The 14,059-nt window shown below is 65.4% G+C and carries 17 protein-coding genes and 1 pseudogene; 16 read left to right on the top strand and 2 right to left on the bottom strand.

What is annotated here, in order from left to right; translation table 11 throughout:
• Positions 1-118 precede the first annotated feature (118 nt).
• The 16 genes and pseudogenes from AKJ09_RS44885 (at position 119) to AKJ09_RS44950 (ending at position 13,082) form a co-directional block, all read left to right on the top strand.
• A complete protein-coding gene (locus tag AKJ09_RS44885; RefSeq protein ID WP_146654000.1) occupies positions 119-2,077 on the top strand; it encodes a hypothetical protein in 1,959 nt (652 codons plus the stop codon).
• Positions 2,074-2,640, top strand: coding sequence for a hypothetical protein (locus AKJ09_RS44890; protein WP_146654001.1), 567 nt, complete (start codon positions 2,074-2,076; stop codon positions 2,638-2,640). The genes AKJ09_RS44885 and AKJ09_RS44890 overlap by 4 nt, the downstream gene beginning before the upstream one ends.
• The gene (locus AKJ09_RS44895; protein WP_146654002.1) at positions 2,637-3,890 is read left to right on the top strand and encodes a hypothetical protein; all 1,254 of its coding nucleotides are present in this window, start codon (positions 2,637-2,639) and stop codon (positions 3,888-3,890) included. The genes AKJ09_RS44890 and AKJ09_RS44895 overlap by 4 nt, the downstream gene beginning before the upstream one ends.
• Positions 3,887-4,258, top strand: coding sequence for a hypothetical protein (locus AKJ09_RS44900; RefSeq protein WP_146654003.1), 372 nt, complete (start codon positions 3,887-3,889; stop codon positions 4,256-4,258). The genes AKJ09_RS44895 and AKJ09_RS44900 overlap by 4 nt, the downstream gene beginning before the upstream one ends.
• 2 nt (positions 4,259-4,260) lie before the next feature.
• Positions 4,261-5,397 carry a baseplate J/gp47 family protein gene (locus AKJ09_RS44905; RefSeq protein WP_169928391.1) on the top strand — a complete coding sequence of 379 codons (1,137 nt, stop codon included), beginning with the start codon at positions 4,261-4,263 and terminating at the stop codon, positions 5,395-5,397.
• Positions 5,394-6,164 (top strand): hypothetical protein, encoded by a 771-nt coding sequence (locus AKJ09_RS44910; RefSeq protein WP_146654005.1) that lies wholly within the window; start codon positions 5,394-5,396, stop codon positions 6,162-6,164. Before AKJ09_RS44905 ends, AKJ09_RS44910 begins: the two co-directional genes overlap by 4 nt.
• Positions 6,161-7,402 (top strand): sialidase family protein, encoded by a 1,242-nt coding sequence (locus tag AKJ09_RS44915; protein ID WP_146654006.1) that lies wholly within the window; start codon positions 6,161-6,163, stop codon positions 7,400-7,402. The genes AKJ09_RS44910 and AKJ09_RS44915 overlap by 4 nt, the downstream gene beginning before the upstream one ends.
• Entirely contained in the window at positions 7,402-8,691 is a 1,290-nt protein-coding gene (locus tag AKJ09_RS44920) for a hypothetical protein (protein ID WP_146654007.1), read from the top strand. Before AKJ09_RS44915 ends, AKJ09_RS44920 begins: the two co-directional genes overlap by 1 nt.
• A gap of 8 nt (positions 8,692-8,699) precedes the next feature.
• Positions 8,700-8,975: pseudogene (locus AKJ09_RS56450) on the top strand (IPT/TIG domain-containing protein); the annotation flags it as partial.
• Positions 8,976-9,002: 27 nt separating this feature from the next.
• A complete protein-coding gene (locus AKJ09_RS44925; RefSeq protein ID WP_240488842.1) occupies positions 9,003-9,716 on the top strand; it encodes a hypothetical protein in 714 nt (237 codons plus the stop codon).
• A 17-nt stretch (positions 9,717-9,733) separates the two neighbouring features.
• On the top strand, positions 9,734-10,333 hold the full coding sequence (locus AKJ09_RS44930) for a hypothetical protein (RefSeq protein ID WP_146654009.1): 600 nt from the start codon (positions 9,734-9,736) through the stop codon (positions 10,331-10,333).
• A gap of 1 nt (position 10,334) precedes the next feature.
• Positions 10,335-11,108, top strand: a complete 774-nt coding sequence (locus AKJ09_RS44935) for a hypothetical protein (protein WP_146654010.1) — start codon at positions 10,335-10,337, stop codon at positions 11,106-11,108.
• Positions 11,101-11,298: a hypothetical protein gene (locus AKJ09_RS44940; RefSeq protein WP_146654011.1), complete on the top strand. Its 198-nt coding sequence runs from the start codon at positions 11,101-11,103 to the stop codon at positions 11,296-11,298. Before AKJ09_RS44935 ends, AKJ09_RS44940 begins: the two co-directional genes overlap by 8 nt.
• Positions 11,299-11,327: 29 nt before the next feature.
• A complete protein-coding gene (locus tag AKJ09_RS53795; protein ID WP_169928392.1) occupies positions 11,328-11,492 on the top strand; it encodes a hypothetical protein in 165 nt (54 codons plus the stop codon).
• Positions 11,482-12,282, top strand: coding sequence for a hypothetical protein (locus tag AKJ09_RS44945; RefSeq protein WP_146654012.1), 801 nt, complete (start codon positions 11,482-11,484; stop codon positions 12,280-12,282). The genes AKJ09_RS53795 and AKJ09_RS44945 overlap by 11 nt, the downstream gene beginning before the upstream one ends.
• Positions 12,283-12,320: 38 nt before the next feature.
• Positions 12,321-13,082: a hypothetical protein gene (locus AKJ09_RS44950; protein ID WP_146654013.1), complete on the top strand. Its 762-nt coding sequence runs from the start codon at positions 12,321-12,323 to the stop codon at positions 13,080-13,082.
• A gap of 220 nt (positions 13,083-13,302) precedes the next feature.
• Here AKJ09_RS44950 and AKJ09_RS44955 read toward each other — a convergent pair whose 3' ends face one another.
• Together AKJ09_RS44955 and AKJ09_RS44960 are read right to left on the bottom strand one after the other, a co-directional pair.
• Positions 13,303-13,638, bottom strand: coding sequence for a hypothetical protein (locus AKJ09_RS44955; protein ID WP_146654014.1), 336 nt, complete (start codon positions 13,636-13,638; stop codon positions 13,303-13,305).
• Positions 13,639-13,642: 4 nt separating this feature from the next.
• Entirely contained in the window at positions 13,643-13,858 is a 216-nt protein-coding gene (locus AKJ09_RS44960) for a hypothetical protein (RefSeq protein ID WP_169928394.1), read from the bottom strand.
• Positions 13,859-14,059: the final 201 nt, after the last annotated feature.

The raw sequence follows: 14,059 nt of genomic DNA on the forward strand, positions 1-14,059 counted from the left end.
GGAGTCGCGACCGTCGCGCTGTTTGAGCTCTTCGCCGGCGGTCGTCAGATGACGAGCAATCAACGGGTGCACGCGATGGCCGCGTGCGCCGTGCTCGCTTGCACGATGAGGAAGATCCGTGGCTGAGTCGACCAACGAAGCGAAATTCAGAGTCACGATCGACGGCAACGCCGATTCGTCGATGAAGAACGTCGCGCAGTCGGGTCGACTCGCCGCGAAGACGATCGAGAAGTACGAAGCCGAGATCAAGACGCTCGGCGGCGACCTTCGCCGGCTCACGGGCAATTCTGAAGAGGTCATCGAAGCAAAGAAGAAGCTTCGCGACCGGATCAACGCCGCGAAGTCGTCGGTCACAACGCTGACGCTTGAGCTGAACAAGCAGGGCCACAGCTACGAGAAGGCCGCGAAGGCCGCCCGCGAATACGACAAGGCCTCGACGTTCAAGCGCGCCGCTACGCGAGCGAAGGAAGTCGGCGGCGATCTGCTCGGCAAGGGCGGCAAGGCGCTCGCGCCGGTCGGCAAGAAGGTGTCGACGGCACTCGCGCCGGTGGGGGAGAAGCTCGGGAAAGTCTTCGGTCCCGCCGCGAAGAAGGTGTCGACGGCACTCGCGCCGGTCGGCAAACGCGTCGCTAGCATGGCGGCGCCCGCGGGGCGGGCGATCGGAGGCCTCGGTCGGCTCACCGGACGCGCCGCCGGCGGCCTCGTGAGTCTCGGGAAGAAGGCGGCGCCCATCGCCGAAAAGGGCCTCTCGTCGCTCGCGAACGTCGGGTCGCTCGCCGCCACGGGATACGCCGCGCTGGTCGTCGGGGCCGGCGCCGCCGCCGCTGCGGTTGTCGCGTTCGGCTTCGCAGCGTCGGACAGCGCCGCGAAACTCGGCCGGCAACGTGAGGCGTTGCTCGGCAACGCGAAGGACTCGAAGGCGCTCGGCGACCAGATCAACGCGCTCGCCTCGAAGGTCCCGCAAGGTGTCGAGGAACTCAACGACCTCTCCAAGTCGCTGCTGAAAACGCGCCTTTCCGGCAAGGACGTCGTCAACACGATGAACGCCGTCGCGCAGGTGACGGGCGCGGTTGACGCGACCGCCGGCGCGAAGATTCAGGAGCTCATCACCCGCAACCACCGCATGGGTCGGATGGCGATCGGGCAGTTCGAGCTCGAGGGCACGGGGATCAATTTTGACGAGGTCGCGAAAGAGTACGCGAAGGGTACGAAGAAGAGTGTCGCAGCGGCCGCCGCTGAGCTCCGCAGCGGGCGCGCATCGATCGAGGCCGGCTCGGAGGCGCTTGCGAAGGTCGCCGAGACGAAGTTCGGTAAGCTGAATATCGCGAACGCGTTCTCTCTCGAGAATGCTCCGAAAAAGTTCTTCGAGCAGGTCCAACACCTCGCATCCGGGCTCGACCTCGAGCCCGTGACCAAGGGCTTCCAGTACGCATTTGGCCAGCTCACACCGGAGGCCCCGCTCGGTCGGGCCATCAAGGCATTCTTCGAGGGCACCGGTTCGGACATCGCGAAGATCGTCGGCAAGTCGATCCCGCTCCTCGTCGAAGGCTTCAAGTGGATCGTCGTCGGAGCGCTCCGAGTCAGCACCTACGTCTACGAGATGAAGGCCCGACTCCAAGAGGCCTTCGATTCGAAGGGGTGGGTTGCCGCCGGCAAGGAGCTCGTCGTCGGGCTCGTAGAGGGCATCATCGGTCAACGCAAGTTCGTGATCGATGCCGTCGTCGGGCTCGCCAAGTCGGTGAAGGACACGTTCACGGGGAAGATGGAGATCCACTCCCCGTCGAAGGTGTTCAAGGAATACGGCGAATTCACGACCGAGGGATACGCGCAGGGTGTCGAGCGCGGATCGCGCCGAGCGAACGCCGCCGTTTCCAACATGGTCCAAGCGCCCACGGCGAACTCGTCGTCGCCGGCAACGTCGACGGGAGCGCCGCGGGTCGGCTCGATCACCGTCCAGATCAACGGCGCGCCGGTCGACAACATCCAGGCGATGCAGTCGCCGCAGTTCCTTGGCGGCCTCACCCGCGCGCTCCGCGACTCGCTGTCGATGCAAGGGCTTGCAGGGGGAGCGGCATGATCGACCCCACCGCGAAAGACCTTAACTACGTGACGGTCGCGGGCGTTCGCTCGCCCGGGCGCGCGCGCATCTCCGGAGCGGACATCGTCTACCTCTGGGACGTCCAGCAGCCCTTCGGAATGAGCGGAGGCTCGACGCGCTTTCGTGGTCGCGGCCTGTCGAAATTCACGCTCGCGATCGACCTTTGGCGCCGCGAGCACTTCATCGCGTGGGCCGCGTTCAAGAAGCTCTTGGAGCCGCCGACGCTGACGAAGCCGCTCGTCGTCGCGATGGGGCATCCCATCCTTACCGACGCGAACATCAAGGCCATCGCCATCGAGAAGCTCGGACAGCCCGTGCGCGGTGACAACGGGATCTGGACGTCGACGTCGGAAATCCTCGAATACCGCGATCCAGTCCCCGCGATCGTCAAGCCGCGCGGAGCCATCCCCACGACCGACAAGGGAGTGCCGCAACCGCCGAAGACTGCCGCGGACCTCGCGCTCGAGAAGGCGATGCAGGACAACGCCGCCGCTCGAGCTCGCGCGTCGGGCGTGACTCCGTCCGGTGGAGGTGCGCCGTGAGCCTCACGATCAACGGACTTGTTGCAACGTCGATGCGCTGGCTCGCGGGCTGGTGCGGGCCGTGGGTCGCGGAACTTCCCCTGTCGGGCGACATCGTGCCGACCGGTCCGGCGATCATTGCATCCACAACTGGCATCGCCGCGCGCGGAACCATCGACGCCGAGCACTCCGGCGAATTCGCCGAGAAGCGCTTCGTGCGCGTCATCGGAGGGAACGGCGGATGGTCGAAGGTTGTCCGGGCTCAGCCGTATCACTCCGACATCGGTCTGCGGCTCGACGAGCTCGTGACGACGACGGCGGCGGAGGTCGGCGAGGCAGCTGTCGTGCTCCTGCCGAAGATGCTCGGCATCGACTTCGCTCGCCGCGAGGATGTCGCTTCGCAGATCTTCGCCGATGCCGGCGTCGACTGGTGGGTCGGCCTCGACGGCGTGACGAAGGTCGGGATCCGTCCGCCGCTCCCATCGCCGACCTCGCTGCTCGTCCTCGATTGGGATCCCGCCGCGGGAACGGTGTCCTTCCAGGCCGACGCGCTCGTCGAGCCAGGGACGGTCGTTGTCGACCCTCGATTCGGAAGGCGCGTCGTCCGCGAGGTCGAAGCGAACGTTGCAAACGCGTCCGTCACGGGAACCCTATGGCTCGTCGAGGCGTCTCCGGAGGCGGGAACGGTCTCTGAGTTCGTCGATTCGATCTCCGCCATCGCGCGGCGTGCGACTCGGATCGAGGCTTCGCGCCTCTACGAGTACCGCGTGATCGCGATGGCAGGGGACCGCGTGCAGTTGCAGGCGATCTCGCCAGGCATGCCGGACCTGTTGCCAACGAGCATTTGGGCAGGCGCGAGCGGATACAAGGCCAAGCTCCGGCCGTCGTCGACGGTGCTCGTAGGCTTCCGCGAAGGGAAGATGTCGAAGCCCTACGTCGCGTTCTACGAGGCGCCGGAGGGCAATAGCTGGCGGCCTGTCGAGCTCGAGCTCGACGCCCTCGCTTCGCTCCAGATGGGCGCGAAGGCTGTCGTCGTCGCCCTCGGGGATTTGGCGTCCGCGAAGCCGATCGCGCGCGCGCCCGCCGTAGTTGCCCACGCGAAGGCCACGAAGGCGGCGTTCGATGCGCTGCAAACGTCGCTGGCTGGCGTCACTGGAACCATCACCGGGACCGCTCTTGCAACGATGATCGGCACGCTGTCGACCGCAATCGGCACCGCAAACGACGCGCTGTCGCTGGACTGCCCGAGCGCGAAAGTGGTGTCGTCGTGACCGAATACTTCGACATCAAGTGCGATGACGACCTAGACCCGTTCGCGCGTGACGTCGGGCCGCTCGAGGCGCTTGGCCAGGATATCTACCACTGGCTAATTACTAATACGAATTCGCTTTTGCTCGATCCGGGGTGGGGGTTCGGTCTCGAGCAGTACCTTGGGAAACCGCTCCCGTCGTCGTTCGCCTCCGACATCGAAATCGGCGTGCGCGACACATTCCACGACCGAGTCTCCGACGCTCGGTGCGTCGTCACGCCTGTCGCTGGTGAGCTTGATTCGTACCGATTGGATCTGACCGTCGAAGTGGACGGAGAATTTCTCGAGCTCGCGCTCTCAATGACGCCTTCCGGCGTTCGGAGGCTGTAGCCGTGCTGCCCATCGAAGCCCTCATCAATCCGCCGTCGTCGGATGCCATCTACGACAAGGTCGCGGGCGTCCTCGAGACGGTGAAGATCCCCGCGCGATCGTGGCGACCTGGCGGCGTCGCGCGAAGCATCCTCGGTGCACTTTGCCAGGTCGGCGCGCAAGGTGCCGCGCTCGTTTCGGACATCACGCGCGGCGGATTCCTCTCCCTAGGAAGGGGTGACTACCTCGCTAGCCATGTAAAGGACGTCTACGACGAGGACAAGATCGGGGCGACGTTTGCGTCCGGCAAACTGAAGCTCACGAACAGCGGCGGCGCGATCTACGAGCGCGAGGCGGACACCGTCATCGCAAAGACTATGTCGGGCGCTCGATACCGCATCACGCAACACTTCGTGCTTGGCTCCAACACGTACGAGATCGTCGACGCCCAAGCTGTTACGGCGGGCTCGGGAAGCACGGCGGCCCCCGGCGAGATCAACGACCTCGAAACGCCTCTGGCGTTCGTGAAGGTCGAGAATGAATCGGCGTTCGTAGGGCTCGATGCCGAGTCCGACGACAGCCTCGCGACGCGCGCACGGGCAAAGAAAGGGACGTGGTCGCAGCTCGGCCCACGCAGCGCTTATGAATCGGCTGCACGGTCGGCGAAGATGTCGGACGGGACCTCAGCGGGCATTACGCGCGTTGAGATTTCGCCTTCGGGGTCGCCCGTTCGCGTCGTTTGCGCAACGGCCAGCGGCACGCCAACGGAGGAGCAGCTCGACGCCGTTCGAGCAGGCGTCGAGGCGCAAGCGAGGCCCGGCGGAACGTCCGCGGTCGTTACCGGTGCTACGCCGGTTCCTACGACGCACTCGATCACGATCTGGTGCAGGAACGCGGTCGCTGACACGGTGCGGGCCCGCGCAGAGAGCGCAATGGCGGCATTCATTGCGACCTACCCCATCGGCGGCATTCGCAAAGAGGACGGCGCGCAGGGGTACCTGTGGTCGGACTCGATCCGAGGCGCGCTCCTCGGCGACCTCCGCGTCACGTGGGGGATTGCTGCATACGATCTCGACTTCGCGGACGACTCCGACATCCCGCTTGCCTGGGACGAAATCGCGACGAACGTGACGACGTTCACCGTACGGGTGACGAAATGATGAACCTCAGGGACTACCTGAGCGAATACGTCCCGTCGTGGCTGGCGGACGATGGGCCCGAGTCCCCCTCCTACGGTTTTCGCTTCCTCTGGTCGGTGGCGCTGCTCGTCGATGCCGCCGTCGACGTCGCAATGCAAGGACAGCTCGCGGCGGTGACGAGAGGCACGCCCACGGCACTTCCGCTGATTGCCGACGAGCGAGGTATTCGCCGCGGTCAGGAAGAGTCCGAAGAGTCGTGGGCCGAGCGACTTCGCGGTTGGATCGCTCGGTGGAAGGACGCCGGCTCAGATCGCGCGGTCGCTCGCGGCGTGCACGAGTACCTCAAGGACCATCCTCGCGTCCGCGTGATTTCGCGCTCCGGTCTGTTCGTCACGATGAACGCGGACGGGAGCATCACGACGAAGCAAAGCTCGTGGGACTGGGACAGCGTCTCATACCCTGAGCGTGCCTCGTGGGACTGGGAGTCGTGGGTGGTCATCTACACCGACCAGTTCCCGCACTGCCCAGCGTGGGGCGAGGACGGCGACGTGTGGGGCGGCGACGAAGGCTTCGGGCAAGACGTACCGCGCGTCGTCGTCGACGACATCTTCGCTGATATCGCGCAGTGGAAGAGCGCTCACCAGCGCGTACGCACCGTGATCGTTACGACGGACCCGACGCGGTTCGACCCGGACAACCCGGCGTCTCTGCCTGACGGAACGTGGGGGCACTGGATCGGAAATCGCGACCTCGAGACGTGTCGCTACTGGGAGACGAACGAGCCATGATCACCTACGTTGGACGAGCGGCAAACGGGGACCTGAGCGCCGGGATCACGATTCCCGACGACGGAGTCTCGAAGCGCAACGCGGCGAGCGTCGGCGTTCCGTTTCAGCAGCTGGCTGACGGAATTGCGTTGCAGAGGTCACGCATCGACGACGCGCAAGCTCAGAGTGCCGCGCTCGCGATTCGGAGCGCGCAGGCGCTCAACTGGCAGGCTGGAAAGATCGTCGGGGCCAGCGTGACCGTTGGGGGGAGCGTGCTTGGGGCCACGAAGGTCCAGGGCGGCGCGTGGGACCCTCAACAGAGGTGGTGGGCAATCTGGGGGATCGATGGGATCCGAACCACATCCGATGACGGCGCGACGTGGTCCACATGGTCAACGCCGCCGTTCGCAACGATTACCGACGGTGCATTCGGCGGCGGGAACTCCGTCTTTGCGACACAGGGCAACCGCATCCATCGAAACTACGGCACTACGACGGTTGACGTGCTCGGGACGGCATCCACCGAGTATTCGTGCGTCGCCTACGCAAAGGGATTCTTCATTTGGCTTGGCGACGGCGGAGCGATCTACCGGTCTCCCGACGGAACGGCCGGGAGCTGGGTCCGCGTGGCGACGCTCTCCGGCGGCACGTTTGCACAGCGAACGCGAACGCTGAGCGTCTCCCCGGTCACTGGCACCGTCATCGCTGCCGCCTTCGACCAGGTGACGGGGCGGACGCTAATGCTCCGGTCGGAGAACGGCGGACTCACGTGGAGCACACTCGCCACCGCGAGCGTATTCCCGCGGAGCGACGTGGCGACTATGCGGTGTCTCGACAAGGGCAACGGGTCCACTGTTTGGATGTTGAGCAGCGCAAGAAATGCTGCTCCGAGCACAGTCCAGTCGTCGGTATTCGTCTCGCGCGATGATGGGGTTACGTGGTCTCTGGCCTGGCAGTCGACCACGTCGGCAATCGTAGGCCAGGCGGCCACGAACAATGGCATTTACAGCTCGTGGGTAGCGATCGACGCCAATACGAATCGGGTTATCTATTCGCTCGATGATGGGGCGACGTGGCGGTACGCCGGCGTAAGCTTGTCGATCGCATCTGGCATAATCAGCGTCGCGGGTGGGCACCCCAACGTGGTAATATCTAGTCCGTACGGATTGGCGATTGTCCAAACGGACGACGCCGCCGCCGCAAACAATCTATTCATACCCGGACTGAGGCTTTCTGCAGCCGGAGAGGTGGTGCCGTAATGGGCATTCGTACCTGGCTCGACTCGTTCTTCTCGCCCGCGCTGCTTCGGTATCTCGGGGCGGACCTCCCGCAACGCGGCGTGATCTCGTTCGAGGGGACTGGCGTATCTGTCGCCGACGACCCCGCGAACGGGGCGACGAAGGTGACGATCGGTCCGACGGCGACGACGCCGACGGCCTCGGGTTTCCCTCGCATCGTCAACGGCGTCATGCAGGCCATCGCGAGCGCCGTGAACCTCGCGAGCTCGGACGTGACCGGAACGCTCAAGGCGGGCAACGGCGGAACCGGCATCAACGCGGGCCAGATCGCGAGCAATCCCTCGAAGGCGCTCGTCTCGAAAGCGGACGGCACCGGATTCGACCTCGTGTCGGTGCTCGACCTCAGCACGGGTAGCCTCGGCCAGTACCTCGGCCCCGACGGTGCCGGCGGTGCTTTGTGGCTGGACTTCCGGACCGACGCGATCAGTCACAACGGCTATCGTCTCTCGCTCGCGACCGGCAATTCGACTCCGAGCGGCGATGTCATCGGCGCGAGCACGCTCTACCTCACGCCTCACACGACGACGACCATCGCTCTCTTCGATGGCACGTTGTGGCGCATGCGCAAGTCGCCGGAGGTCTCGCTGTCGCTCGCAAGCGCCGGTCTGACGGCGAACAGGAACTATGACGTGTTCGCGTACTGGACGGGCACGGCGCTCGCTCTCGAGCTCGTTGCATGGGCGACGGACAGCTCTCGTGCAACAGCGATTGTGAAGCCGGATGGCGTGCCCCTGAAGGGTACCGACCTCACGAGACGATACGTGGGCACGGTTCGTACGACCGGAGCGACAACGATCGAAGACTCGGCCGCAAAGCGATATGTGTGGAACGCAAGCAATAAGGAGCCGCGTTCCGTCGTGTCGAGGGAGACGGCGTCGAGCTGGGCTGGTGTCGGCGCGATGGTCTGGCGTCAGTCCAACGGGTCGCCAGTGAACTCGTTTTCGTACGTCACCGGCGACCCGGCATTGCTCGAAGTCGATGTCATGGGAGAGGCGTCCTACAACACGACGGGAATTCCGACGGTCGGCGTAGGTGTTGGGATCGATGGCAGTGCCGCCAGCAGCGCCAACGTCGGTGGCCAGCTGATCACGGCCAACGGCATGTACACGCCGCTCCGCGCATCGTTCCGAGGAGCTCTCGCCGCGGGACTTCACACGATCTATGCGCTGGAGATTTGCTCGGGGCCTGCGAATACGACGTTCTACGGGTCGAGCGCCGGTTCCGGCATGGTCGGCAAGGTGCTCGCGTGAAGATGGTGATGCTTGCGCGGATCTCGCCCGGCATACCCGCGCCGATCGTCACGTCGGTACTTGATAGCGCGGTTGACCCGGGCGGCGGCGGTCGAACACAGAGGATCTTTGGTTCGAACTTCGTGGCTGGAGCCACGGTCTCGATCGGCGGCACGGCTGCAACCGGCGTAACGTTCGTCTCATCCGGCGAATTGCAATGTAAGAATCCGGCCCACGCGGCTGGCATCGCAAATGTCGTTGTCACCAATCCCGACACTCAGAACAGCGGAACGAGTGGAAACGGCCTAATCCGGTATTGGCATCCGGGCCTGGTGACGGGGGCAGCTCGCTACATTGACGCGCGAAAGAACGTCTTCCTTTCATCAGGGGCGAACATCAGCAAGGTTACGGACGTCGTTGCCGGCGCAGACTACACGGCGGCGAACGTCAGCGGCTCGATCGCACGCACAACGAATGCATTCGGGACAGGTGTTCCCGGCATCACGTTTACGCCTCAGGGGCGTTTGACGAGTGCGTGGCTGGCCCTCGACCAAGGCACGTCTGTCTTCTGGGTGTCGAAGCATGCGGCGACCGGCTCGCCACCCGCGTATGCGGGCAACGTCCCCTTGACGGTGATGGGTGATTCGACGGGCAGCGTCGATCACAACGCGGGATTTGATGGCGGACAGCTCGCCTATTCCCAATACACGGGTGCGTGGACGCAGTTTCGTCGAGGCTCTGGCCTGAACGACGGGCAGGCCCGTCTCGTTGGGTGGACGCACACGAAGTACGGCACCGGCGGCCCGGGAAGCTCCGAGCTGAGAGCCTGGGTCGGTACGACTCAGCAGGGCGCCACTTTGGTCGACGCCACGACGACCTACCAGGACGCCGGCAATGGCTTCGACTCGATCGGCATGTCGTATCAGACGAACGACGCTGCATTCGACGGAACGCTGGGCTGTTTCGTCGTCATCAACGGAATCATCAGTCCCGCCGATCACGCGCTGCTTGCGGCGTGGGCTCGTCAGTCGTGGAGCACCGTTTAGGCGCGAGGAGAATTCGAATGAGCGATCAGGACATCCACACGCGCCCGACCGCGGAGATCGATACCCGCTCTGTGGCGATCCTCACTGATCTGATCCAGTCGAACCATCGAGAGACAAAAGAGGCGATTCGCGTAATTCGCGAGGAGTCCGCGCGTCGCGGTGCGGAGACAAAGGAGGCGCTCGAGACGCTCGCGAGAGCCGACCACCGCCTTTTCGAAGCTCACTCGCAGCTCGAAACGAAGGTCGACGGAAAGCTCGAGGCGCTCGCGGATCGCGTCAAAAAGCTCGAGGACGACCGGACGTCAATGCAGACGACGGTGCGCGAAGGGTTCGCCGAGAATCGGCGGTCTGTCGACGAGCTCAAAGAGACGTTTAAGTCGACGGAAAAGGCCATGGTTGTTCACGTCGAGCAAATGCAATCTACGCTCACGTCGGCGGCCGAGGCGGAGGCCATCGCGCGCCTCGAGTGGTCCAATAAGATGGCCGAGGTAGCTCGAAACGTCGACGCGAAGCAAATCGCGAAAGTCGTCCTCTACTCGATGGGCGCGGGCGCGTTCGTCGTCGGCACCATCGTCGCAATCGTGAAGTCGGTAATCCTTCCACTCATGGGGCATTGATATGTCAGGCATTCGTCAATTCATTCTCGATCACGGGCTCACCGTTGTTCTCGTGTCGGTCCTCGGGGCGCTATTCACCGCGCTCTTTCACCCGCGCTCGAGGGAGGAGTTTTCTCGATATCCGGTCAGGATCGGGGCGCTATTCAAGCTGCTCGCGGCGTTCACGGTCGACTCGCCGAAGGCGGCGAACGCTCTGATGGGTGTGGTGTTTGCGTCGGCGCCGGCTGAGCGCGCCAAGGCGATGTCGGCGCTCGTCGCCGCCGTCACGTGGGACCTCCCCAAGGGACTCGAGGCAATCGGCCAGCTCATAACCGGTAGGGAGGTACCCCCGGGCGCCGAGCCGGTGAGCTCGCCGCCGGTCCTGGCGTTGGCGTTCGCCCTCCTCCTCCCCACGCTATCGGCGTGCGCGGCGTTACGCTCGAGTGCGGAGACGCCGCGCGAGACCGCGCGCGCCGTCGTCGTCACGCTAGCGAAAGCGGTGCAGGTCGCGGACGTCACGTGCGCGACGATCGCCGAAACGAAGAAAGATGCCGGGCTCGCGTCGAAGTGCGCCGACGCCTACGACGTCGCCCGCCCCGCGCTGCTCGGCGCTGAGTCGGCGGTCGATGCCTGGGAGAGCGGCGGGGCCGGTAACGTCCCGTGTGCGGTCGCGCGGAGCGTCTCGGCGCTCGTCTCGATCTCGCATGCTGTCACGGCCGCCGGCGGCACGGTTCCACCCGTCGTCGACGACGCCCTCAGGCTCGCCCCCGCGCTAACGGTGGCCTGCCATGGGTGAGGCGCTCGACGACGCCGCCGTGGCGCTCATCGGCGCGCTGGCGGCTGCGATGCCGTCGATCGGCCGATGGCTCGCCGACTTGATCGACAGCCACCCGTCGCCATCGGCAACGACGCTGCGAGTGCGTGACGTTCTGCCTGAGCGGAGCCGCTCGCGCGAGGTCTTCGACGCTCTCCGGGGCGGCGGATGAAGCGCCCGCGCGTGCGAGTGAACGCGCCAATGATGGCAACCCACGGGCTCGAAGGCGAGCTCGTGGCGGCGTTCGAGGAGGCCGGCGAGCGCGCCTGTTACGTGCGGCTCGACGATGTTCCGGGCGACCCGATCCGGTTCGGGTCGCGTGTTCTCGTTCCGATCGATGAAAACGGAGATCGTAATGGTTCGTGACTCGGTCCGCGCTGCATTCGTGCCGTTCACCGTTCCGCTTGAGGGGTCGGTCCGGTGGCTCTACCTCGACACGAAGGGGCTAGTCACCATCGCGATCGGGAACCTCGTGGACCCAGTCGAGCTCGCCGTCACCTTGCCGCTCGTGCACGAGGACGGTTCCCCGGCATCGCGAGATGAGATCCGGGCGGCGTGGGCTCGCCTCAAGTCTCAGGCATGCGGCGACTACAGGGACCCGCGCGTATGCGTGTGGAAGGGGAGCGGCCGCGTCTGCCTCGCGCACGCTGGACACCTTGCAGCGGAACACCTGACGACGTTGCGCCTGACTCCGGACGGGGTTGGCGTCGTCGTGATGCGAAAATTCGACGACATGGCGACTCGGCTGCGGGCGCGGTTCCCAAGCTTCCCCGACTGGCCGGCGGACGCGCAGCTCGCGATCCTGTCGCTCGCGTGGGCGTGCGGTCCGGCGTTCCACTTCCCTCGGCTCGAGGCGGCCCTTCGCGCTTGCGACTGGCGCACGGCCGCCATCGAGTGCCGAATCGCCGACGACGCTGGCACCGTCAAATTGCGCAACGCTGCCAACCGGACGATGCTCCGCAACGCTGCGGCCGTCGTCGAGTCCGTTCGCGACCCGTCGGCGCTCTACTACCCAGAGGACCTCACGCGGACGCCCGAGAGCGAAGCGCCGACCGAGCCCGACCTACCGAACCCACCGAGCGAGCCGAAGATCGTCGTCGACTTCGAACGCGTGCACCCGAAGGTGCCGCTCGGTCGGCCCGCGCTCGACGGCTAGGCGTTTCGCGCCGACTCGTGAAGCGGTAGCGTAGGACCATGCGAAAACTGTGGATGGTCCCCGCTCTCGTGATCTTGGCCGCGTGCGGCGAGCCTGAGCCCGTCGTGCCGAGCAAGGCCGAGATCGCCGCGCAGCGTCGAGCGGACGTCGCCAGACAGCGCGAAGCGGAGGCCGCTGCGATGCGTGGCGGCGTGACCGAAGCGCAGAGCCGCGCAGCCGAAGAGAGCGCTCGTCAGACCGCCGCGAACGATCAGGTGGCGGTCGAGAAGATGCAGAGCGATCTCGAGCAGCGTCGTCGCGAGGCAAACGAGAAGGTGGCGAAGGAGCTCGCGCGGACGACGGAGGACCTGCGCCAAGCGTGCACGAATACGCGCCCAAAGCGAGCCGAGTCGTTGAAGGTTGCGGCGAAACAGCGACTCGACTTCGCGCGCCGGGCAGCAACTCACGCACGCGAGATCCGATCGTCGTGCAAGCTCATGGTGCAGCCAACGGGGCGCGTGGACGTCAGGCGAACCGGGTCGGGCTTTCAGATCTTGCCGGAGCAACGCGACAGCGTTTCTTGCCCTGGCGGCGTGCCGCGTGGTTTCACGCTGGAAGAGGTTTGGGTCGTCCTCGCGCGCGAACAGCCAGGCGGCTCGGGCCCGCTTGCGGGGAGCGACGAGGCGATCTTGACCGACGACGATCGATCTGATGGTGATCGAGCGTGTCGTGACTTCGACGCGGAGGCTGGGCTCGACAGCGGCGTCCGGTACAACGACGCGGCCGGCATTCAGCGCTTCCTTGGGTGGTCGAAGAACTAGGCGTCTTCGACGAAACCTTCGCTCAAATCGGCCGATGGGCGAGCATGGCAAGCAAGGCGCGTTGCGGAGAGGTGGACGATCGCATCGTCGAGATCCTTGACGAGCTCAAGCGCAAGCTCCCGAAGGGGCGACGGCGAGAACTCGAGGCGGAGCTCGACGACGTCGTCCAGTGGATGAGGACGGACCGACCGAGCGAGGCGAGACTCCGGCCGTGGAGACCCTAGCGCCGGTCGCGCGACCGCTTCGACTCCCAGCGCTCTGACGGCGTCGATTCGACCCTCCGCGGCCCCGTCGGCTCCTCGGGCTCGAAGTAGCCGGCGGCGCGCGCCTCGTCGTAGGTGCCGGGCGACTCGACCCGAACGCGCGCCCAGAGCTTGCGCAACTCGACGATGTCGTACCACTCGCGTTGGTTGATCACGCGATCCTCGAGTAACGACTCGTGCAGCACGACCGTCGTCTCGACGCGGTAGCGGCGCGCGTCGTCCCTCACGACGTAGCGATGGTGGATGTCCCCGCGCTCGTCACGAGCGAAGATGAAGCACGCGTAGCGGACCACTGCCCTAGCCCGTGACCGTCGGTCGTATGCCCGCCTTGCGAAGCGCGCCATCCCAAGCGCACCCATCGTGGTGTTTTGGCATGTACTGACCGCATGCGATGCAGCATCGCGCGCCGTTGAAGTCTCGATCCGTCCACTCGTACTCGAGCAGCACGCGCGCCATCTCCGGCGCAGCGGCGGCAAGCTTCTCCTCGTCCCAACCTTCCGGGGTCATAGCCATGCCTCCGATGATGTACTCTATCCTGCGCACCAGCGCCCTCCCCTCCCCTCCCCGCCAGAGTGGGTGAACGACTGGGTGAAGCCCCGGTTCAGCGGTGGCGCCACGGGGCGAGCCCCCGGTTTTCCAGCTACACGCGGCATGCCGAAACCTTCTCGGCACATTTAAAATCTCTGGTCCGGAAGGACGTCTCGGTTCGAGTCC

Origin of the sequence: Labilithrix luteola, assembly GCF_001263205.1 — a bacterium.
GTDB classification, from domain to species: Bacteria; Myxococcota_A; Polyangia; order Polyangiales; family Polyangiaceae; genus Labilithrix; species Labilithrix luteola.

Coding starts and splice junctions, on each gene's coding strand:
- AKJ09_RS44890 (WP_146654001.1), top strand. CDS start 2,074: ATGATCGACCCCACCGCGAAAGACCTTAACTACGTGACGGTCGCGGGC.
- AKJ09_RS44910 (WP_146654005.1), top strand. CDS start 5,394: ATGATGAACCTCAGGGACTACCTGAGCGAATACGTCCCGTCGTGGCTG.
- AKJ09_RS44915 (WP_146654006.1), top strand. CDS start 6,161: ATGATCACCTACGTTGGACGAGCGGCAAACGGGGACCTGAGCGCCGGG.
- AKJ09_RS44920 (WP_146654007.1), top strand. CDS start 7,402: ATGGGCATTCGTACCTGGCTCGACTCGTTCTTCTCGCCCGCGCTGCTT.
- AKJ09_RS44930 (WP_146654009.1), top strand. CDS start 9,734: ATGAGCGATCAGGACATCCACACGCGCCCGACCGCGGAGATCGATACC.
- AKJ09_RS44935 (WP_146654010.1), top strand. CDS start 10,335: ATGTCAGGCATTCGTCAATTCATTCTCGATCACGGGCTCACCGTTGTT.
- AKJ09_RS44940 (WP_146654011.1), top strand. CDS start 11,101: ATGGGTGAGGCGCTCGACGACGCCGCCGTGGCGCTCATCGGCGCGCTG.
- AKJ09_RS53795 (WP_169928392.1), top strand. CDS start 11,328: ATGATGGCAACCCACGGGCTCGAAGGCGAGCTCGTGGCGGCGTTCGAG.
- AKJ09_RS44945 (WP_146654012.1), top strand. CDS start 11,482: ATGGTTCGTGACTCGGTCCGCGCTGCATTCGTGCCGTTCACCGTTCCG.
- AKJ09_RS44950 (WP_146654013.1), top strand. CDS start 12,321: ATGCGAAAACTGTGGATGGTCCCCGCTCTCGTGATCTTGGCCGCGTGC.
- AKJ09_RS44960 (WP_169928394.1), bottom strand. CDS start 13,858: ATGGCTATGACCCCGGAAGGTTGGGACGAGGAGAAGCTTGCCGCCGCT.